General features: G+C 36.2%; 16 protein-coding genes and 1 pseudogene. 12 read left to right on the top strand and 5 right to left on the bottom strand.

Annotated features, from left to right (window positions below):
- Positions 1-116 precede the first annotated feature (116 nt).
- Together nifE and RIV7116_RS30085 are read right to left on the bottom strand one after the other, a co-directional pair.
- On the bottom strand, positions 117-1,523 hold the full coding sequence (nifE, locus tag RIV7116_RS30080; RefSeq protein ID WP_015122119.1) for a nitrogenase iron-molybdenum cofactor biosynthesis protein NifE: 1,407 nt from the start codon (positions 1,521-1,523) through the stop codon (positions 117-119).
- 410 nt (positions 1,524-1,933) lie between these two features.
- Positions 1,934-2,209: pseudogene (locus RIV7116_RS30085) on the bottom strand (nitrogenase component 1); the annotation flags it as partial.
- Between the two features lie 46 nt (positions 2,210-2,255).
- Here RIV7116_RS30085 and xisF point away from each other — a divergent pair.
- Positions 2,256-3,809: a fdxN element excision recombinase XisF gene (xisF, locus tag RIV7116_RS30090; RefSeq protein ID WP_015122120.1), complete on the top strand. Its 1,554-nt coding sequence runs from the start codon at positions 2,256-2,258 to the stop codon at positions 3,807-3,809.
- Positions 3,810-3,967: 158 nt separating this feature from the next.
- On the opposite strand, the gene RIV7116_RS30095 is transcribed toward xisF, so the two are convergent.
- Positions 3,968-4,324, bottom strand: coding sequence for a hypothetical protein (locus RIV7116_RS30095; RefSeq protein WP_015122121.1), 357 nt, complete (start codon positions 4,322-4,324; stop codon positions 3,968-3,970).
- A 518-nt stretch (positions 4,325-4,842) separates the two neighbouring features.
- On the opposite strand from RIV7116_RS30095, the gene RIV7116_RS30100 reads away from it, so the two are divergent.
- The 5 genes from RIV7116_RS30100 to RIV7116_RS30120 all read left to right on the top strand — a co-directional run bounded on the left by RIV7116_RS30100 (position 4,843) and on the right by RIV7116_RS30120 (position 9,319).
- Complete coding sequence (locus RIV7116_RS30100; protein WP_015122122.1) at positions 4,843-5,103, top strand: hypothetical protein; 261 nt, start codon at positions 4,843-4,845, stop codon at positions 5,101-5,103.
- A 41-nt stretch (positions 5,104-5,144) separates the two neighbouring features.
- Complete coding sequence (locus tag RIV7116_RS30105; protein ID WP_015122123.1) at positions 5,145-5,411, top strand: hypothetical protein; 267 nt, start codon at positions 5,145-5,147, stop codon at positions 5,409-5,411.
- 133 nt (positions 5,412-5,544) lie between these two features.
- Positions 5,545-6,030 (top strand): hypothetical protein, encoded by a 486-nt coding sequence (locus RIV7116_RS30110; protein ID WP_015122124.1) that lies wholly within the window; start codon positions 5,545-5,547, stop codon positions 6,028-6,030.
- 159 nt (positions 6,031-6,189) lie between these two features.
- Entirely contained in the window at positions 6,190-7,650 is a 1,461-nt protein-coding gene (locus tag RIV7116_RS30115) for a hypothetical protein (RefSeq protein ID WP_015122125.1), read from the top strand.
- 586 nt (positions 7,651-8,236) lie between these two features.
- Positions 8,237-9,319 (top strand): DUF1822 family protein, encoded by a 1,083-nt coding sequence (locus RIV7116_RS30120; RefSeq protein ID WP_015122126.1) that lies wholly within the window; start codon positions 8,237-8,239, stop codon positions 9,317-9,319.
- 186 nt (positions 9,320-9,505) lie between these two features.
- Here the strand turns inward: RIV7116_RS30120 and RIV7116_RS30125 are convergent, their stop codons facing one another.
- Positions 9,506-12,331 (bottom strand): CHAT domain-containing protein, encoded by a 2,826-nt coding sequence (locus RIV7116_RS30125; protein ID WP_015122127.1) that lies wholly within the window; start codon positions 12,329-12,331, stop codon positions 9,506-9,508.
- Between the two features lie 456 nt (positions 12,332-12,787).
- Between RIV7116_RS30125 and RIV7116_RS30130 the strand changes: the two genes are divergently transcribed.
- The 3 genes from RIV7116_RS30130 to RIV7116_RS30140 all read left to right on the top strand — a co-directional run bounded on the left by RIV7116_RS30130 (position 12,788) and on the right by RIV7116_RS30140 (position 14,496).
- Positions 12,788-13,213 carry a response regulator transcription factor gene (locus RIV7116_RS30130; RefSeq protein WP_015122128.1) on the top strand — a complete coding sequence of 142 codons (426 nt, stop codon included), beginning with the start codon at positions 12,788-12,790 and terminating at the stop codon, positions 13,211-13,213.
- Between the two features lie 186 nt (positions 13,214-13,399).
- Positions 13,400-13,810 (top strand): hypothetical protein, encoded by a 411-nt coding sequence (locus RIV7116_RS36680; protein WP_044291272.1) that lies wholly within the window; start codon positions 13,400-13,402, stop codon positions 13,808-13,810.
- Positions 13,811-14,220: 410 nt separating this feature from the next.
- Positions 14,221-14,496, top strand: coding sequence for a hypothetical protein (locus tag RIV7116_RS30140; RefSeq protein WP_044291273.1), 276 nt, complete (start codon positions 14,221-14,223; stop codon positions 14,494-14,496).
- 568 nt (positions 14,497-15,064) lie between these two features.
- On the opposite strand, the gene RIV7116_RS30145 is transcribed toward RIV7116_RS30140, so the two are convergent.
- A complete protein-coding gene (locus RIV7116_RS30145) occupies positions 15,065-15,838 on the bottom strand; it encodes a DUF928 domain-containing protein (protein WP_015122132.1) in 774 nt (257 codons plus the stop codon).
- Between the two features lie 845 nt (positions 15,839-16,683).
- Between RIV7116_RS30145 and RIV7116_RS30150 the strand changes: the two genes are divergently transcribed.
- The 3 genes from RIV7116_RS30150 to RIV7116_RS30160 all read left to right on the top strand — a co-directional run bounded on the left by RIV7116_RS30150 (position 16,684) and on the right by RIV7116_RS30160 (position 20,676).
- Positions 16,684-16,959: a hypothetical protein gene (locus RIV7116_RS30150; protein WP_015122133.1), complete on the top strand. Its 276-nt coding sequence runs from the start codon at positions 16,684-16,686 to the stop codon at positions 16,957-16,959.
- Positions 16,960-17,609: 650 nt separating this feature from the next.
- Positions 17,610-18,095, top strand: a complete 486-nt coding sequence (locus RIV7116_RS30155; protein ID WP_015122134.1) for a hypothetical protein — start codon at positions 17,610-17,612, stop codon at positions 18,093-18,095.
- Positions 18,096-18,381: 286 nt separating this feature from the next.
- Entirely contained in the window at positions 18,382-20,676 is a 2,295-nt protein-coding gene (locus RIV7116_RS30160; protein ID WP_015122135.1) for a filamentous hemagglutinin N-terminal domain-containing protein, read from the top strand.
- The last annotated feature ends 197 nt before the right edge of the window (positions 20,677-20,873 follow it).

Raw genomic sequence — 20,873 nt, forward strand, 5'->3', positions numbered from 1 at the left:
ATCAAAAGTCAAAGGTTTTAAATTGGAGTAGGGAATAGGGAATTCAAAGAGACAGCAGGGAGCGAGATGCTCCCATTACTGAAATTTAAAGGTTAAACAAAATAGATAAATAACTCCTAACTGTTCACTGCTAACTGTTCGCTGTTCACTGCGAACTGTTCCCAAGGAGCAGGTTGACGTATTTGCTGCCAAACTGGACTGTAGAGGGCTTCGTCTAGTTCTCTTGCCATGTTTACCATACCGTCGTAACCTGCGTAAGCGTGATGGCGTTCTTGGTTAATATCTAAAAATGGAATTCTGGCTTTAAGAGCAGTGTATTGATTTCGACCACCAGCAATCAGCATATCTGCTTTGGTTTCGCCAATAACTCGTATCAATTCTTGAGGATTACCTTTAGGCATCATAATGCCGTCTTTACCAAGCAACTTTTGAATTTTGGCTTTGTCTTCTTCGGTACTCTTTTTAGTGCTAGTAGCAACAACATCCATTCCTAAATCTTTAGCAGCCGAAATAATAGACCAGCTTTTTACACCACCGGTATAAAGTACAACTCTTTTTCCTTTTAACCGGGCGCGATAGGGAGCTAATTTTTCATCTAATTTTGCAGTTTCTTCCGCAATTAGTTTTTCAGTCCGCTCTTGTAAATCAGCATCTCCCAATTTTGCTGCTACAGTTCGCAGAAAGCGGTTGATGTCATCTACACCGTAAAAAGATTCTTCTATATAAGGAATGCCGTAGCGCTCCTCCATTTTTCTAGCCATGTTAATCAAGGCTTTGGAGCAAATCATTACGTTTAACTTGGCACGGTGAGCGTAAGATACTTCTTTGTAACGAGCGTCACCAGTAATTTTACTTAATACCCGAATGCCTAATTTTTCTAATAGTGGCGTAACATTCCACATTTCGCCAGCAATATTATACTCACCAATCAGATTGATGTCGTAAGGAGTGGTGTATTCTGGTTCTCCCGTACCAACAACATATTCTAATAAAGTTTCTCCAGCCAGACGATTGCCAAGATTCTTACTACCAACAAATCCAGGTGCATTTACAGGAATAACCGGAATACCAACTTTTTTCTCAGCTGCTTTACAGACAGCATCGATATCTTCACCAATTAAAGCTGTTACACAAGTGGAGTAAACAAATATTGCTTCAGGATTGTAATTTTCTTTTACGTGTTTGATAGCTTTATAGAGCTTTTTCTCACCACCGAAAATAACATCGTTTTCAGTTAAGTCGGTAGTAAAGCCTTTTTTGTACAGCATCGGACCGGAGGAAAGACTACCGCGACTACCCCAAGAATTACCGGAACAAGCAATGGGACCATGTACTAAATGAGCGGCATCGGTAATCGGAACTAGAGCAATCATTGCTCCATCAAAAGAACAACCTCCTTGGGCTGCTCCTGGTTGTGCTACTTGTTTACAAGCTTTATTTTTCTTCTCTCCATTTTTTTGATGATTATGTTCGCATCCTGGTTCGGTTAACAGTTCGTTGATTTTACCTTGAGTGATTTTCATCTTTTTTGGTTGATATTGAAGTATTAATTATTATTTTGAGAATGGGGCATGGGTATTGGAAATAGGCAAAATAAATTTAGTTTCAAAAATTAATTTAAAACTCAATTATTAAATAATTATGGATTATAAATTGTTTATAATTCATTTGGGATAATCTTATAGAAAGCAATACATTTATTTATTGATGGAATTATTTTTATTTCTATTCCCAACGCCCAATTACCAATTACCAATTACCAATTTTTCATGTCCACAATTAAAATAAAATGGTAAAAAAGGAGTTTAGAAGTATAAAGAATGAAGGATGAAAAAGATTAATAATTCATACTTGAGCCTTTATACTTCATCCTTAATTACCATTACCTTTTAGATAAAAGGCAGGCGACAGGAGCCTATCGTTAATTCAATTTCTAACGAATTAAGTCGAAGGAGATATCTGTCTTAGAAGGAATATTGGTGTTGCGGTCAATTTCCTCAAAGATTGCGTTTACAACCCAGGTAATTAGGTTGATTGTACCTTCATAACCAATGGTAGCGTAGCGGTGTAGATTGTGACGATCCATGATAGGATAACCAACTCTGATCAAAGGAGTCTTGGTATCGCGCTCTAAGTACTTACCGTAGGAGTTACCAATCATGAAGTCAACTGGCTCGGTGAACAGTAAAGAACTAATATGCTGACTATCAGGTAAAATATAATGTAATATCAAATATCGCTGTAAGGTTTACTATATGGACGTTTGGGGATATGCTCGCGTTAGCACGGATGAGCAAGCAGACGATGAAGGAGCATTGATTAAACAAATGCGTCGTTTGCGGAGTGCGGGAGCGACGAAATTATATTATGACGTTGAAAGTCGTACCAGCGATAAGCGTAAAGGGCTTTTACGGTTAATTGAAGACATTAATGTATTGGCAAAAGGCAAAGTATCTAAACTATTATTTATCAGAATTGACCGTTTAACATCATCATCAATGACTTTTTATCGGTTGATGGATGCTTTGAAAAAAAAAGGTATAGAGCCGACTGCAATTGATGAGCCTTTTGATATTTCAAGTATTGGTGGAGAATTGACAATTGATGTCAGATTAGCTGCGAGTAAATATGAAGTTAAAATGTTAGGAATGCGGGTAAAAAAAGAAAGAGATGCTCGAAAAGTAAATAAAAAGGCTCATTGGAATGCTCCTTTAGGATATAAAGTTGAAAACGATAAATATAAGAGGGATGATAGTCCCTGTGTTTGCATTATTGAGGGACAAATTCAACTATCGCGATCGCAATTAATGAGATTAGTTTTTGACACATTTTTGGCAGTCGGTACCATTTCTCAAACGGTGAAAAAAATGCACGATATTTTGGGAATTCAAGCAAACGCTGTACCCAAATTCCGCGATGAGAAAGTTAATATTATAGGAGAAGAAGACAAAATTATATTATCAAATATCAACAAATCTCGTGGCACTGGCTTAAATCTGCGTTATCCCCATACGGGTTTAAAATGGTCGGTTTCTGGCTTGCGTTCGATTCTTGTTAATCCCATATATGCAGGGGGAACCTTGTATAACACCATTGTTAGTTCCAAAAAACATCGCAAACCTTTTGACGAATGGGAAGTTACATGGGGAACTCATGATTCGGAAGCGATTATTAGTTATGAAGAACACGAGCGCATTAAAACTATGATTCGCGGTAATCGGAATAATCGATGGGCTAGCGCGCAAAAATATACTAATCCTTTTGCAAATTTAGTAAAATGCCAGCGTTGCGGTGCAGCTTACAGTCGTCAGTGCAAAAAATTAGTTAAGAAAAAGAACTTTATCAGACATCATTACCAATGCAGTTTTTATCGTACTGGTGCTTGTGATAACAAAAAAATGATTTCTTCCGATAGCCTAGAAAAACAAGTCATAGAACATTTAGTTAAAGAAGCCGAAAGATTAGCGGGATTGGTAGAAAAAGAAACGAAAGTTCTAGAAGAGCCAGCATCTGTAAAAACCCTGCGAGCATCTTTGAATACTCTAGAAGCGCTGCCATCAAATCCAGCTATTGAAAAAGCCAAAGAAGATATGAGGGTACAAATTGCTGATGCTTTAGCCACTGCGAGTAATGATTCGGTGCAATATTTGATTGCTAAAGAGCGAATTATCCGGGCATTTTCTAATCCAGAATTTTGGCAAGGATTGCAGGTAGAGGATAAAAAAGCTTTATTGCAAGGATGCGTACAAAAAATAATAGTTGATGGTAATAGGGTAACAAGACTTGAATTGATTCACCTTTCGTCTTAGTTTGATTATGGAAATTGGGCGTTGCTGAATAAAAATATGAAATCAAGATTTCACATTGTTCTAGAAACTGCATTGCTACATCTCTACGTAGATATAATTCATAGCTGAATTCGGCAACGCCAAAAATGCAATATCAATAACTACAAATCTCAGTATGTTTACATTTCATCTCCTAAGGTGCCGGATTGATTTGGACAGGTGAATTTGTTTGGTATGGGAACTCTCCATCGATTATAAAAAAATGGTCTGCTGTTGTTCTCGCTACTAGTTGATGAGACTGCATTAAGTATGGGTACTTCCCATTCACTATTAGAATTCGCTCTATTTTTGTAATCTTCAAATCTAACTGGTATATCGTCTGAAGATACAAGTATACTATCAGGTTCGTTTAAACCGCTCATCATCTCATCTATATTGGGAAGTTCGTCACCGAATGCTTTTGCTGTTGGTAAAGTTGCCAAAGAAACGGCAAACAGAAATATTAATCGAGCAAATACTTTAGGGGAAAATAGCATAATTACCATCCTATAGAAGATATCTTGACAGATGCATAATGAACTGGAGGCATAATGAATGCTCCGTAAATCATTAGCAAATAACTGAACTATGAACTATCTATATATATTTCTGAGAAGCTAGAACTTACGCAACTAAGATAATTTTCTTGTTGGAGAGGCAAAACGCGGCATATATTTTCGAGGCAGTAACGGCTTTGTTGGGTTACGACACCATAGGGGAAGATACTCGTAATAATCAAGATTGATTTTGGTGTCTAACCCAACCTACAAACTCAGATGCAAAACATAAATAGGGAAAATAGTACCCTTTTGTGTACCATAAACTTTTCGTAAACCAACCACCGAGGGTTGATGAATTAATTAGTAAACAAATTCAAAAGATTATCAACAGAAAGAATTAATACTAAGTATTAGAAAAGTGCATGAGTTAATTCTTTGAGCATCTATCACTAGTCAAACAAGCGTAGAAAAGACGATTACACCAACTAATTAATTACCAAAGGAGTAATTTCAAGATGACTTACAGCCAAAATCACACCAACCAAAATTACTGTGAATGTGAATTCACTATTCCCATCAAATTAAATATTCCAATCACTATCGATTCTCCGGTATACGTGAATCCAGTACCTATTACCAAGCAAAAATTACCCGTATTTATCGAACCCGACTTGGTATTGGAACCCGAAGTTAGAGCTAAGGCTCCCGTATGCTATCCCGACTCTCAACAGAAACTACCATATTCTAAGCAAGAAGTTTTACCAGCCAATAATTAATTCCACTCAAACCAATTTATTACCAAAGGAGTAATTTCAAGATGACTTACGCTCAAAATCACACCAACCAAAATTACTGTGAATGTGAATTCACTATTCCGATTAAATTAAATATTCCAATCACCATCGATTCTCCGGTATACGTGAATCCAGTACCTATTACCAAGCAAAAATTACCCGTATTTATCGAACCCGACTTGGTATTGGAACCCGAAGTTAGAGCCAAGGCTCCCGTATGCTATCCCCAACATGATTGCGAAAATAAGAATGTACAACATGAGGATGTGATGCAGTCAGTAGAAATTTAGTAGCTTGTACATAGCCTATTATTTATTTTTCAACTGTGCTTAATTCAAAATTCACACCATCAATCAATTCGGATGGTGTGGATTATGATTTAAAAAATCAAAATTAATCGGTAAAAAGCAAGGACTTATTCTCATGTCTGCTACACCCAAATCAAATTACAGCTTGCAAGACAATAAGATAGTAGTGCGTCTCAACTTAAATATTCCTTTAGAGTTTGAGATAGATTTACAAACTATGAGCCATGCAGAATCTAATCAATTCAACCAAGGGAAAAGCTTAAATTCTGTTATAAATGCCAACTCCGATTTAATTATTGATAAAATAAAGAATGCTGACTTTGACCAAAAAATAAAGGTTGTATCGAATGAAACCGCTACTGAAATATTAGATATCCAAAATCCAAAAGAAAAATCGATCGCGCAGATAGAGACAAATATTTTAAATACATCGATAAATTGTGAAAACCATTTAGGAAGCAATCAAGAAGTTATATACAACACTAGAAAAAGAATAAAAATTTCTATCGCTGACTCTTTGAATGATAGTTTTACTATGGCAGTAAATTTAGTAGGAACTATGCTCTTTCTAGGTAAATTAGCTAACTACAGTTGGGAGTAATATATATAATAAATAAACTCTTGTCCTAGAAGTTGATTGTAAATTTTATACTTAATATATTGTAAACAAGAATGTGCGAATTATCTATCTATATCTTGCATAATCACTATATTCTAACATCCACATACATAGTAAGACTGTTTGAAAAAGGTATTTTTAATGGGTAATACAGTTACTATGAATGCTTCTTCGAGATATTGGAAAATCTGGCGCATCGATCCTGCTGCCCAAAGGTTAGGGTATAAACAAGTTCTAGTTACGGCTGCTGAAGATTTTGCACATAGCAAATTTTCTGAAACGAAAGAAGGTGACAAACAAAACATTTTATTATCGTGTTTTAACGGTAAAGAAAATGACGTAGAAATAAGAGAAAGAGCTTTGGCAGGTCTTTGTCTTAGATGTTATGTTTCCGAAGTGATACTGAAAGCATGTAAGAAATTAGACTCTTTGTTTAGCGGTGAAAAGCAATTTACTTATCGAGAATTATTACCCTTTGTTCTTAATGATGACGGACAAAAATTAATTGTCTTAGATAAAGATGGTAAAACTCAGCTAACGGTAGATGATAATTCTCAAACTAAAGTTTCACCATACAAGTATTTTTCAGTAACCGTATTGCAAACCTTTGATGCCGAATTACAATCTCGCATGAGTTTGGAAAATTGGGTATATTTACAAACGAAACAAAATACCGAATTAAAGAAGTATTTATCCGAGTTTGGTTTCAAGAATTTAAGTGACTGGGCACTTTTAAATAAAATTAGAAAAAAACAGCTTAAAGATTTATCACAGCAGGAGCGCTACATTGTTGAAGCTTTTCATGCAGTTTATCGCCGAGACAGGCAGCAACTAAAAAATAAAGGTAACAAAAAATGTCCCGATCCTAGTTCTGCTCAATTGCAGGAAATGATAATTTATTTGCAGCAAAAGCCGGTTCGGATTAACACTCCTGTAGAGTTGATGGAACAACTTCAACAAATTGGTTTACAGTTGAGAAGTTACGATATTTGGAGTACTAGAGAATCTTTAGATATATACGATGCCGAAAGCGGTAGTTATGCAACAAGACGCGATTTACCGGCATTTTCTGTTGATGAGGTTGATTTAGAACAGCAAGAGTTTTTACAGTTTCTGCACCTGCACCTGCAAACAGTTTTAACTCAAACAATTGAGCAAGTTATAGAAGCTAATATTCAGAAATTACAGAAGAGTAAAAGATATTCGCCTTTTGCCCAAAAATATATTCAAGGGTTGTATTTTTATTACTCCGAGGCAATTTCTTTGAAAGAATTAGCGCCTAAATTGGGAATGAGTAGTTGGGATCAAGCCAGACGAATTTTAAATCCCGGAGAACTTTTGTCAAAAGTGCGGGCTAAAACAGTAGAGCAGATGTTAGAGGGTATTCTCAAAAAAGCCGCAGAGAAAGGTTTAACTAAAATTCCACCAGAAGCAAATTATCTGCTGGCGTTAACCGAACAAATCGAATCTTATCTTGACGGGGAAATATTTCAACAAGCTGCTGAAGAAATTAGAGTTGGAACAAATCGCAAGATGAGTGGTGTATATGCAAACCAACTTCTTGCCTATATTCAACGGTTATTGCCAGAATCCCACGGATAAAATTCGTGGGATTATGGCGTAGATAGCACAGAAACCTATCTGACATCTTATATCCCACCAGAAAATGCGCTTTCTGGTAGGATTATAGTCGTTTTTACCTTTGATAGAATAATTTTTTTGAGATGGAGAGAAGTTGCCTTGCGGAGGCTCTCGCAGTACGAGCAAACTGAGGAGCATATCTGCTCGCGCAAATCTACTTCACTCAAATCAAATATGCTATGAATAGAAATTTTCAGAATTTCGGCAACATATTAATAAAAATACACATAAATCTCTACTTTCAATTGCATATCTACAGTAGCTGCACGTCTATATAAAAAAGGATGCACTGCTTGCTTCCCCGTGGAAGATTACTGAAAAAATATATGAGATGTTTTCATGCTGTCTGGAGGTTAAAAGCAACCGTTTATTTTAGCTCGCACTACAAATGTATAATCCTTAATATCTTGAGGGAAGCAATACTCTTTTGGAAATCTTTTCTTAAAGAAAGAAGGGGGAGCAGTCAGTGATTTCCTTGATACTATCTTATAAACTGCATAAGTTTTTTAAATTAAAATCTAGTTATCTTTGTACAAGAGGTAAAATCATGCCTAACTCAACTTATTCTCAAGATTTAAGATTTTTTTTACCAGAAACTGTTTGGTTGGAAACCGAACATTTTGCCTTCGCGAAAGAAATCAGTTCTACCCAAGGCATTAACCATAATGATTCTTGGCAAACTTATCTTAATGCATTAGCGATAATTACTTTTGAAGAATGGTTAAAAGAACGCTTACCGAATAAAGTAATTTCTAGAGATACGGATGTAATTGCTACTGCTGGTAATCTTAAAGTTGATGAGTTCAAATTTTGCGCGATCGCTACCGAGCATGTATTAGATGAAATTGTGAGAATACCGCAAGAAGTCATCGCAAATCCTGAATTGGCAGCCCATTTTTATGTATTGATTGAGGTATCGGAAGAAGAGGAAGAGGTTGTTATTAGAGGTTTTGTAACTCACAAGCAGTTGACAGAAATTAAAAGCAATTTAAGATTGTCAGCAGATGAAGGTTGTTATCATATTCCGCTGTCTTTGTTTGATATGGAACCGAGCCATTTGTTATTCTATCAGCGTTACGTACAAGCATCGGAATTTGCCGTACCCGTTGTAGGTAATAAAGTTACTCAAATAAGCGAAAATATATCAGAACTTGTCAGCATAACCACTACTAGATTAAGCCAATGGCTGCAAGGAGTAATCGATGAAGGTTGGCAAGCAATAGATTCTCTTTCTCAACCACAATTAAGTTTAGCTTTTAGCACTAGGAATATTGATAAAAGTGTCAAGAAAGCAAAAATAATTGATTTAGGGATAGATTTAGGTAATAAAAAAGTTGCTTTGTTAGTTCATATATCTCCTGAAAATTCTATCAACAATCAAGCTTCTGAGTCCAGCCAGGATAAAATTCATGTTTTAGCCCAATTATATCCAATGAATGGAGAAAAATTTCTACCGCAAAATACCAAATTACAATTGATTTCTAAAGCAGGCAAAGTTCTCCAAGAAGTCACTTCTAGAATTCAAGATAATTACATTCAGTTGAAACCTTTTAGAGGGGAAGCTGGGAAAAAATTTAGTATTCAGATAAGTTTGGAAGATGTAATTGTCAAAGAGAATTTTGAACTGTAAGTAATGATGCTAGTAATTAGGTATTTGATTGCATCATCTCCTATTTTTTATTAATGTGGATGGGAAAAGCAATATTATAAGATGAAATTATAATAGTATGCTAATTTAAATAAGTACAAGATAGGTAAGATAGATACAAAATAACTGATATTTAAAATCATTTTAAACAAAAGCAATATCAAATATCTAAAGCCAATTTCCTATTAACACGTAAGGTGCCCAAATTAAAGGCAATTCGTTGTTCCGTAAAATCTTAATTTGTGCTTGTTGTAGAGCTTTCGCTTTATTCAGTTTATTCTGTTGCAATTCTTGATAAAATTGATTCATTAATAGCGCGGTAGATTCATCTTCTACTGCCCATAAAGTAGCTAAAGTACTCCTAGTACCGGCACGAACTGCAATTCCTGAAAGCCCCAAACTTGCTCTTTTATCTCCATTTGCCGTGTCACAAGCGCTCAAAACCAATAATTCGATATTTTGAGCATCTGCGTTTGTATTAACTTGAAATAATTTATCAAAATCTTTGACTTTGAGCAGTTTGTTCCAAGTCAAAATATAGGTTTCGTCTGAGTTTGAACTAAAATTACCGTGGGTAGCAATATGAACTATCGTGTATTTCGCAGAATCAATTTGTTTCTCTAGGTTATTTTCGGTAAAAGATTGATTTAAAAGTTTTTTGCTGCTGGGTATTTGTGATTGAATTTTTTCTAATTCCATCCGTATATTTTGCAAAGGGCTGAATTGCCGATTGCCAATTAGCCGCTTTTCGCTAACTCCAGCCATAAGCATATTTAATTCTACCTTTTCTAAAGGTTTTGCTTCTAACATTTGTAAACCTGGAGTTAAAGCAATGGCATATTTTTCAATTAAATATTTTGGTTCTGTTTCCTGGGTTTGATTGTCGTAAAGTACAGCCATCGGTATATTTCTTAAATTACCATCTAAGACAAATACCAATGTTTGTATATTGTTCGCTTGCAAGTCTGCTTCTAACGGTTTAATTAACCATTTATATAATTTTCCAGATAGTTCTTTGACTTTATTTATTTGTTCTGGCTGTCTGAGGCTATACTGTAATTGTTCGATTGTATTTTCAAGCTCCTCTGCTTTCACAAGAGTCGTGTAGTTATTTAATTTATTTTTATTAGGTAATTTTAAAATTATTTCCAAACGATTTTGTAAAATAACTGGATAAATGACTGCTGCTGTGGCATCTAGTTTATCAACTACCCTATCAACAATCTGTGGCTTAGCTTTCAAACAAACTTCCTGAAAATAATCTTCTATTTCCCTTAATTGTAAAGCTTCAATCACATGGCGAGCTTTATTTATACTATTATAACTGATACTATTCTGTGATTTAGACTGAGTAATTTGAGAATTTGTAGGTTGTAAAAGTAAATCAACCAATTGTCTGTATGCTGGTTCAACATTATCTCTAAAAGAAAACTGTATATCTGGATTAAGTACGAGTAAATCTCCGCGTAAATTGTTCAAATTATCAACTGCTTGCGAGTAAGAATCTATTGCTTGGGGGATATTTTTTTGAATTTTATATATATATCCCAACTGCCATTGCCAAAGATAAGCAATGTCCTTTGCTTCTATTCTTAAAGCTAAGTCAATTGCTTTGTTCGTAAGTTGTTGGGCATCCGCTAAATGATTAGTTTGTAAATATATGCTGCCCAGGGTACCTATTGCATAAGCTTGCAATCTTGTATCTTCTAAAACTTCCGCTTGTTTAATGGCAGTAGCTAAAATTTGAGCTATATTTTCCCATTCCGGTGCATTCCCAGCACTAGCTTGTTTTAAGAAAAATAAATTTTTCCCTAACTTAATTTTAGCTTTAACTGATGTCTTTGATACTGGCAATTGATTGATAATTGATTCTAATTGAGAAGCTAATTTACCGGCTCGATCAAATTCTTTAAGCTCTATTAATACATTAACTAAATTTAATTGTGCTTTTGCTTGAATTGTGGGTGATGTTGATACTGCTGTAGCCCGCTCGTAAATTTTTGCTGCTTGTTGATATAATTTTATGACCTCTGGCAATATCGGTTTACTGACATAAACTAGCGGTGCTGTCTTTTCAAATAATATTGCGTTTTGTGAAGGCGAACGCAACTGATTTGCTTTGGCAAATTGAGCATTACCCAGGCTAAGTAAAGTTTCAGCTATTTGAGGAGCAGATTTAATTGTTACCGCGATGTTATAGCTTTGCTGTAAAGTGTTTAAAGAAGCATCTATTTCCCCAAGATATAGCTGAACATCACCAAAACTCCGCAATGCCGTTACTTTCAGAATCGAAGCTGGTTGTTTATTTACATCCGGAAGCAAGCCTCTTAAGATTTTAGAAGCTAGTCGATAGCGCCCTAATGCTTGTAAAGCAATGTTTTGATTAATCAAACTACGAATTTTTTCTGGCTGTAAATTTTGCTGCTGGTAAATAGCAGCGGCTTGTTTCCAGTTTTCTACTGCTAAAGTTGCTTTTCCTAAAGTTAGTTGTAGATTCGCTTGAATATCTAAAACTTGAGCAAATATTTTTAGTCTTTGGCTATCATCTTTTCTAGTGGCTTGAATTTCTAATATTTCCCGGCTTTGGGTAATATATTTCAAAGCCATATCGTATTTCCCAAGCTGTCTATAAGTGCTAGCAATATTGCTAAGTGCAAGAGATTGTTGAAGAGAATTATTTTGTATCTTAAAATTTTCTGCTGCTCGCTTTAAAACAGATATAGCTTCTAAATATTTTTCTTCGTCATAAAGTCTTTTCGCTTTTTCTAATAAACTTTGCGGTTTAATATTGTTTTCAGAAAGCCTTACAGGATTATGTATATCCCGAGCATCAGCTTTCGGAAGTAAAATCGGAATTAAATTAAATTCCCAAATCGCAGTAAAAATAAAGGCTAAAACAAATAAAAGTATTTTTTGCAGCCATCTTTGATAAAGTTTAGCAACCCATCGATATATCTTGTTTTTCGCTATAGAATCATATTTTGGCAATTGCATTCCTGTTTTTCCCACTACATGCGATCGTATATAAAATACTTTGAAACGCTCTCTTATGCCATACCCCGTATTCTGCTGCTACGGATTGGGAGGTGGAAGAGGGGGAAGAGGAGCCACTTGCGTGCGGAGGCAAAGTGGCGCTTGCCTAGTCTGATTTATCAGACTTAGTTTTTGAGCCTGGGAATTTATTCCAAGGCGGTTTTCAGCGCTAATTAAGAATGCTGCTGCTCAGTTACCTATCAAAATTCCTTTTTTCTACCCCCTCACCAAGCAATTTTTTAAATTTCCATGGGAGTCGCCTTAAACCAATTATGCAGTCCACTGTTTGTAACAATTGTTAAACTCCAAACCGCATAACTCTGCAAACACTTCACCTATAGAATAGATAAGCGACTCTTGCATTCAATTAATTTCTAGTTTGACTGGTTTTTAGCGTAAATTGTCAATGATTAAATAATGAAAATTTTATTAATTGAACCAGAATTATCCGAATTATCTGATAAGAATAATTTTTTTCAATGGTTAGAAAATAACGGATTCACTGTATCCGTAGCAGAAAATACCTCCGCTGCTATCTATAAAGCAAAATCCGAACTACCCGATTTAATTATCTGCAATATTGTCGAGGTAGAACTTGATAATTATTACCTCCCTAAAGCTCTATGCGAATTTCCGACTACGGCAATCATACCTTTAATTTTTGCTATTGATAAAATGACTCAGGCTAATATTCGCAAAACAATGGAAATGGGCGCTGATGACTGTATTAGCCAATCCTGTACTGAGAAAGAATTATTAAACGCGATCGCAATTCGTTTGGATAGACTCGCCTTTATTCGACAGTGGTGTACCATCCAAGCAAGCGAAAACCGATTTGGCTAGGGGCACAAAGCCTAAATGTAAATCTAGGTAAAAAAGTGTTACGAAACCAGAGATTTTTAACTATTTTTGCATAATTTAGAAAAATTCCTCCAATACAATAAATAGTATAGAGTCTCTGATAAATTCAGAGGTTTTGAGAAAAGTTCAATGAAACATTTTGAACTAAATTGTTATGAAAATTATTGTATGTCCTTTGTAATTAAAGGTTTATTTATTATGCGAAACGTCAACAGAGAACAGCTAGACAATCAAGAAAATAGTTATAGATTCTACAAGTATAGCTCGGCATCTTCCCAATATAATATTTGGGAAAATGATATCGATACATTTTATATCATCGAAAAACCAAACAAGTTGATATTAGGAAGAAAAACCAATAACGCAAAGTTTTCGGGTAATGAAATATTTCTATGCATTTTAATTTTAGTCATGTTATTAGTTGGCTTCGGAGGTCAAAGTTGGATAAAAAATAGAACTAGACAAAAATTGATTTATAGCGTTTCCCAGTCTATTGAAGTACACACAAAACCTCACCCCCAACCCCTCTCTTTGATAAGAAGAGGGGAGATAAAGCAAAGCTTTATCGGGGTGAGGTAATCGCTGTACCTCAGTTGCTTAGGAAACGCTATATGATTTAACCCCGCAAAATGAGATTTTGTACCATTCTGAATAAGCCCCCATAAATACGGTTTCTGACCGATTTCATCACTAATATAAGTCGGCGTAAATAAGGCAACTATTAAAAATGCCTGAAAAGCCAAAAAAATCAAACTTCTTACTTCTTACTTCTTACTTCTTACTTCTTACTTCTTACTTCTTACTTCTTACTTCTTACTTCTTACTTCTTACTTCTTACTTCCGCGAAGCGGTACTAGTAAAAGACTCATATTAAGCGATTGCCATCAATAAGCGTATAAATATTTTTTTAACTGACCTACAACCATAATAATGTCATGACAAAAACACATAAATCAAAGACAAACTCTAGTGACAATGTAGTTTACTTCATGAAAGATTATGAACACTTAAGAAAAAAATATTTGCATCATAAATTTCGCCAACCTAAAAATAAAATTTATCCGCTGCAACAGAAATTTAGGCAGCATAACAATATAAATACTCCAGAAGATAAACCCTATTCAACAATCAAACCATTTTTAGTATCTATGGTATTGATATGTACTTGGAGTTTTACCATATTGTTTTTAGCGAAAGTCAGCTATAAATTGCTGCAAGAAATTTATCTTTATTCTGCCCAAGAAGTATATCTGCATCGTGAATAGTTTTTGCATCTGTGGGGCTTGGTAAGTATAATTCGTAATTCGTAATTCGTAATTCGTAATAGGTAATATCATGTCCGGTTAAACAGTTGTCATATCTGTGAGGGCTAAGTAATAAGTAATAAGTAGTAGATAATAACGGGAGCATCTCAATTTTAAAAATTTACCAAGATTTAGATTGTCATTGCGAGGGTCATGGAATGAAGCGAAGCAATCGCAATAACTATACTTTGCGATTGCTTCGCTTCGCTCGCAATGACGAATGATGTTTTTAAACATTTGGGATGCTCCCATAATAACCGCCATCTTTTCATTAAGAGGATGTTTGGGAAGTCATAAATAAAACTCGTAAATCTTAATACCATTTCTTTATAAAGATGCGCCGAATTCAGCCCCTGAAGAGGGGCTTCGTTTGTCTAGCCCCACTCTTCCAGAGTGAGGGCTTTTAGCGCAGCCTCATACAGAATTGGTATAAGATCCCCCTAAATCCCCCTTTTTTAAGGGGGACTTTAACCCCAATTTTTAAGGGGGGAAGGGGGGATAATCCGAAAGCTGGGCTAAAAAACAAATACTAATTAATATTTCCAACAATCGGCTTATTAGATATATCTTGCAAACCAACATTTCTCAATAGCTGCATCCAATCTTTAGCAAGATCCTTATTTTGAAAATTTGATAAACGAAGTTTAGCTGACTCAGTTAAAGCTGAATACCAAATTCCATTTTGAGCGTAGAAAGCAATCCGCTGACTTGGCGTAAATCTATTTAATTGGGTTTGCTGTTGCGGCTGCAATGCGACTCTTTGCACCCACCCATGCACGTAAATAGGTATTGATGATTTATCGCGATCGCAATACAGTTTGAAATACCACTGATAGGTTTTATTAGTTTTTAAAGCATAACTATTATCCGAAGCAAGACTAACACCGACAATTCCTTTACCCTTCTCCATGGAAAATTCAGTTTTATACACATTATTATCAGCTTCATCTTGCAAGATAAATTCTCCTCTGGGTATCTTGCTTGATTCATAAGGAACAAAAAACCAGAATGTGGGATTTGCTTCCACAACTTTACCGACTTTGTTTTCTGGGATTAAAGCAGTCAGCGGCATATCTGTTGCAGGACAATCATTACGACTACCCATTGCTCTTCTTCGGGTAGGTCTTCCTCTTCCATCACCCCTTGGTTGCTTTTTCTTAACTTTTGCTGGCTTCTTGGGAGGGTTTTTACTAATTTGTGTTTCTGTGCGCGCAGTTACTGGTCGATCTAAACTGACAAAACTGGCAAGCGTTAATAACAAAATCAAGCTAAATCTAATTTGGTTTGATATTTTACTTTTCATATAGATAATTATCCTTCCCTGGCGAGCAATATTTGCATTTATTAAAAAAACAATAATACATCAATTTATTTTTGTTTAATCATTTCAGGTCACAGGTCAAAGTGTTTGCAATATTCATAGAATTTAATTATGTAAATAAATGTAATCTAAGTATAATCAAGCACGACGTATTAAAAGTTACGAGTTACCGTAATATTGAAGGGTTAAGTTAGGCTTACTAAGCCCACTTCCATGGACTATAAAGTTTTCTCATTTGCTTCGGCAGGTTCTATTTCCCTTCCTCAGTAAACCTTGCAAAAACATGAATTTTTAAATCTTCAACTACAAAACTGCATAAGCTAAATTGAACGGCAACTAGTTAAAAGTGTAAGGAGGAAAGAGAACTTCTTCACCTTCTACAAATTGATTTTGATTTAACTGCTTGCTGTGAATCTCTTAACTCTCAGATTGAGAAATTTATTCAAGTTAGCTTCAGAGAATGGGTGGAAAAGTATTATGTTTTACCTCAAAATACCGGCAACCTAATCCCCCTACCCTACAAGGAAATGGGGATTTTAAGCCTCTCTCCTCGTAGGAGAGAGGTATGGAGAGAGGTTTTTGGTATATTTGTAGACTTTCCAAACATCCTTTAAGAGAATGTTTGGAAAGTTATAAATAAAACCACGAATCTTTAGATCCCCCTAAATCCCCCTTAAAAAGGGGGACTTTAACCCCCCTTTAAAAAGGGGGGAAGGGGGGATAATCCGAGACTTAGGATAAAAACTATACTTTTCAAACATCCTCTAAGAGAAAAAATCAAAAATTATTCTACCAACCTAACAATCAACTAATTAGGAGAAATAATCATGAGCGATGTAACATTAAAACAGTTACAAGATGAATTTACTTCGGTACTAAGCGAAGCATTGAATAGTCCTAAACTAAAGGAGTTTCTGGAAAAGTATGGTATCGAAGATGAAGCGTTACAGATTAACAGCAGTCTTGATATAAATAGAATGAAGAATATGCAAGTTCTAGATGCCAAATCGCAAGCTAACGATGATGCGGAAGCAGCTTTAGCAAATCAAATCACACTTACTTGTTGTACTTGTGGGTTCGGTGTCTGCTGTCCTTGTAGTTGATAAAAATAAACTTATCTTAGAAATGGATAACTGATGGCTTAGCCTCATCTTATTTAAATAGTACAATAGCACTTACATCCTCGACTTTTGAATAGAAGTCGGGGATATTATTTTTGATATAGAAGGTAGAAGGTAGGTTGGGTTGAGGAACGAAACCCAACACCCTGGAGGATTGGATACGCACCCCAATACTGCTCGGTTAAGAGGAGATCCTCCCTAACCCTCCTTAAAAAGGAGGGAACTTAGCCCCCAATTTAGAAGGTAGGTTGGGTTGAGGAACGAAACCCAACACCAGCGTTGAGTTATGTCCTATCGGACACGCTTCGCTAACACGACCTTCAACCCAACCTACGTCTGTAAATATTTTTGTCTAGCTACTTACACAGGAATGGCCGCAATTGTCACAATGCCCATTTGGTGCGTGACACTGAAAACATTGTTACTACGTTCACAGTTACTCAAAGTGTCACAGCACCCTACAAGAAAAATGTGCCGGTTGCGTAAGTCCTATTACATTTATTTGTGCTGAATTAATTACCAAAAATTAAGTTATATAAAGAATTGTAAAATAAAATTGCAATAAATAAGATTTAGGTAATTATTCATACTAAATTACCCCTGTTGGCAATCAAAGTTTAGGTAAATCACAAATGAAAAGCAGTGTAAAGCCTAGAAATATCCTTAAACTATTGACATTAGTAACAGTAATAGGAACTACTCTAGGAACCAGTTCATCACTTAATCGTAATGTATATGCTTTTGAAAAGAGTCCTATTGATTCAAGTAGCAAGCCTATCGCTGCAAATTCGGGGATAACTTCACAAGCAGAAACAGTTATGGCTAATGCAACTGCACAAAACCTAAAGAATCAAGCACGACAACAGTTGCAAAATGAATGTACTTCGGTATCAAGTGAAGCATTGAATAGTCGTAAACTAACCGAGTTTCTGGCAAAGTATGCTCTGGGAGATGAAGCGTTACAAATTAACAGCAGTATTGATATAAATAGAATGAAGAATACGCAAATTCTAGATGCCAAATCGCTAGCTAACGATGATTCGGAAGCAGCTTTAACAGATAAAATCAAACTTATTTGTTGTTTCTGTGGTTCAGGGGTCTGCTGTCCTTGTATTTGATAAAAATATACTTATCTTAGAAATGGATAACTGATGGCTTAGCCTCATCTTATTTAAATAGTACAATAGCACTTACATCCTCGACTTTTGAATAGAAGTCGGGGATATTATTTTTGATATAGAAGGTAGAAGGTAGGTTGGGTTGAGGAACGAAACCCAACAACCTGGCGGATTGGATACTCTTCGAGAAAACTCCGCTTACATTCCAAGGCGGTGTTGAAAATGATGCAAGATTTGAGTTAATAAATGGTATTTTTTTTACAGAGGTGGAGTTAAGGGTAAAGGCATGAAGATTTCATGGGAAAAATTAAAAAAACTAGCAGTTGCAACAGTTACGATCGCAGCATTCTACCCAAACTCTGCTAGTGCCCAAATTGTTAAAGATGCAACTCTACCTAATAATTCCAGCATCAAAACACGGGATAATATCAAAGTTATTACAGGTGGAACGGAAGCGGGAAGTAATCTATTCCATAGTTTTGAGCAGTTTTCCGTACCCACTAACACAACAGCATACTTTGACAACGCTGCAAATATTCAAAATATTATTACCCGCATCACCGGCAAATCTATTTCTAATATTGATGGCATACTTCGCGCTAACGGTACTGCAAATTTATTTTTAATTAATCCCAATGGAATTGTTTTTGGTGAAAATGCTGCTTTAGATATTGGTGGTTCGTTTTTAGCAACAACTGCAAGTAGCATCAACTTCGCCGATGGGACAAAGTTTAGCGCCACGCAACCCCAAACTGCACCTTTATTAACTATAAACGTTCCTACAGGTTTACAATTCGGCCCAACAGCCGCACCTATCCGCAATCAATCCCAAGCTTCTCAAAATGATGCAACAAATTCATCTGTACGAACCGTTGGTTTACAAGTACCTACAGGTAAAACTTTAGCGTTAATCGGCGGCGATGTTAATTTAGAAGGTGGCAATTTAACCGCAGACTCAGGTCGAATTGAACTAGGAAGCGTTGCTAATAATAGTTTAGTCAGTCTCACCTCAATCGATAAAGGTTGGGCTTTGGGGTATGAAAGTGTGGAAAGTTTTCAAAATATTCAAATAATTGGGCGAAATATTGATGAAGATATCATTGTAGATGTAAGTGGCGAAGATGGTGGTGGTAGTATTCGAGTCCAAGGTAATTCAGTGAATTTAATTGGTGAAAGGGTACGTTTACGCAGTGTAACGAAAGGTGCAAAAAATGCTGGAGACTTAACGATTAATGCCAGAAAATTAATTGTTCGAGATGGGGCACAAATAATTAGTTCTACTGATGGTAGCGGTGCGGGTGGAAATTTAATAATCAATGCTTCTGAATCAGTAGAAATCATTGGTGGCTTTAATACAACAAGCGATAGAAATTTTCCTAGTGGCTTGTTTAGTTTTGCTGGCGGTTCTGGAACAGCAGGTAATATTATCATTAATACTCTTGCGTTCTCAATCAAAGATGGAGCAGTGATATCCGCTGAATCTAGTGGTCTAAAACAAAACTCTCAATTCTTACGAGCTACTGGAGAAGGAGGAAATATAACAGTAAATGCCAATGAATCAGTAGAATTAGTTGGTAGTTCTGCAAGTTTTCCAAGTAGTTTGAGAGCATCCACAACGGGTGTAGCTAATGCAGGAAAAATAACGATTTCAACAAAGCAACTAATTGTTAGGGATGGTGCTGAAATTAGCGTTAGTAGGCAACCTCCCCAAGTACCACCAACTTTTACAGTTATCGGTGACACAACTAATTTAGGAAACGCAGGAGAACTCAAAATCACTGCCGATTCTATACTTTTAGATAACCAAGGCAAGCTAATTTCTGAAACCGAATCAGCAGACGGGGGAAATATCAACCTCCAGTTAAAGGATTTACTATTGCTACGTCGCAACAGTCAAATTTCTACAAATGCAGGAAAAGCTGGACTTGACGGCGATGGCGGTAATATAGATATTGATATTCCCAATGGTTTTATAGTTGCCGTACCCGAAGAAAACAGCGATATTACCGCGAATGCTTTTACTGGTGCTGGTGGTAGAGTCGATATCAATGCTACTGGTATTTTAGGCATTCAACCCCGCAGTCGCGATGAATTAATAGAAGTTTTAGCCACCAACGAAGCAAACGAATTAAATCCCCAAAAACTTTTAACCAGCGATATCACCGCAATTTCTCAGCAAAACCCAAATTTAAACGGTGAATTAAATATTCTGGCTCAAGATGTGCAACCTACAAAAGAAGTAGTAGAGATGCCAGAAATGCCAACAGATATAAAAGTCTCTCAGGTTTGCAGATTCCGTAGAGGCAATCAAAGCGAATTTGTTTTTACCAGACGCGGTGGTTTACCTCCTTTACCCAGTGAAGTATTGAAGAGTGATTCTGCTTTGGGTGTTGATTGGATTGAGGGGAGAGGGGGAGATGAGGAGAGGGGGAGAGGGGGAGAGGGGGAGAGGGGGAAGATGGTAAGACAAAATCCTATTGTTGAAGCTACTGGTTGGGTTGAAGATAAAAATGGTGATATCTATTTTGTGGCTGGGAAAGGGGATGTAAGGGGTAATGGTTTTCGAGGAGTTGGTTGTTAGGAGAGAGGGGGTAAGACAATCATAGAAGGTAGGTTGGGTGAAACGGAGTGTAACCCAACACGAATGTTGGGTTGCGCTTCGCTTCACCCAACCTACGGAGCTTGGCTTGGAGTCTCCGTTTCTTGTTGAGATTGCTGCAATAACCTCACCCCGCCCTACGGGCACCCCTCTCCTTGTTAAGGGAGAGGGGGAAGAGC

Source organism: Rivularia sp. PCC 7116, from assembly GCF_000316665.1.
Classification (GTDB): Bacteria; Cyanobacteriota; Cyanobacteriia; order Cyanobacteriales; family Nostocaceae; genus Rivularia.

Excerpts from the sequence above, each read along its gene's own strand:
- RIV7116_RS36680 (WP_044291272.1), top strand. The coding sequence starts at position 13,400 with ATGTCCTTTGTAATTAAAGGTTTATTTATTATGCGAAACGTCAACAGA.
- RIV7116_RS30145 (WP_015122132.1), bottom strand. The coding sequence starts at position 15,838 with ATGAAAAGTAAAATATCAAACCAAATTAGATTTAGCTTGATTTTGTTA.
- RIV7116_RS30115 (WP_015122125.1), top strand. The coding sequence starts at position 6,190 with ATGGGTAATACAGTTACTATGAATGCTTCTTCGAGATATTGGAAAATC.
- RIV7116_RS30105 (WP_015122123.1), top strand. The coding sequence starts at position 5,145 with ATGACTTACGCTCAAAATCACACCAACCAAAATTACTGTGAATGTGAA.
- RIV7116_RS30150 (WP_015122133.1), top strand. The coding sequence starts at position 16,684 with ATGAGCGATGTAACATTAAAACAGTTACAAGATGAATTTACTTCGGTA.
- RIV7116_RS30120 (WP_015122126.1), top strand. The coding sequence starts at position 8,237 with ATGCCTAACTCAACTTATTCTCAAGATTTAAGATTTTTTTTACCAGAA.
- nifE (WP_015122119.1), bottom strand. The coding sequence starts at position 1,523 with ATGAAAATCACTCAAGGTAAAATCAACGAACTGTTAACCGAACCAGGA.
- RIV7116_RS30160 (WP_015122135.1), top strand. The coding sequence starts at position 18,382 with ATGAAGATTTCATGGGAAAAATTAAAAAAACTAGCAGTTGCAACAGTT.
- RIV7116_RS30140 (WP_044291273.1), top strand. The coding sequence starts at position 14,221 with ATGAAAGATTATGAACACTTAAGAAAAAAATATTTGCATCATAAATTT.
- RIV7116_RS30100 (WP_015122122.1), top strand. The coding sequence starts at position 4,843 with ATGACTTACAGCCAAAATCACACCAACCAAAATTACTGTGAATGTGAA.
- RIV7116_RS30095 (WP_015122121.1), bottom strand. The coding sequence starts at position 4,324 with ATGCTATTTTCCCCTAAAGTATTTGCTCGATTAATATTTCTGTTTGCC.
- RIV7116_RS30110 (WP_015122124.1), top strand. The coding sequence starts at position 5,545 with ATGTCTGCTACACCCAAATCAAATTACAGCTTGCAAGACAATAAGATA.
- RIV7116_RS30155 (WP_015122134.1), top strand. The coding sequence starts at position 17,610 with ATGAAAAGCAGTGTAAAGCCTAGAAATATCCTTAAACTATTGACATTA.
- RIV7116_RS30125 (WP_015122127.1), bottom strand. The coding sequence starts at position 12,331 with ATGCAATTGCCAAAATATGATTCTATAGCGAAAAACAAGATATATCGA.
- RIV7116_RS30130 (WP_015122128.1), top strand. The coding sequence starts at position 12,788 with ATGAAAATTTTATTAATTGAACCAGAATTATCCGAATTATCTGATAAG.
- xisF (WP_015122120.1), top strand. The coding sequence starts at position 2,256 with ATGGACGTTTGGGGATATGCTCGCGTTAGCACGGATGAGCAAGCAGAC.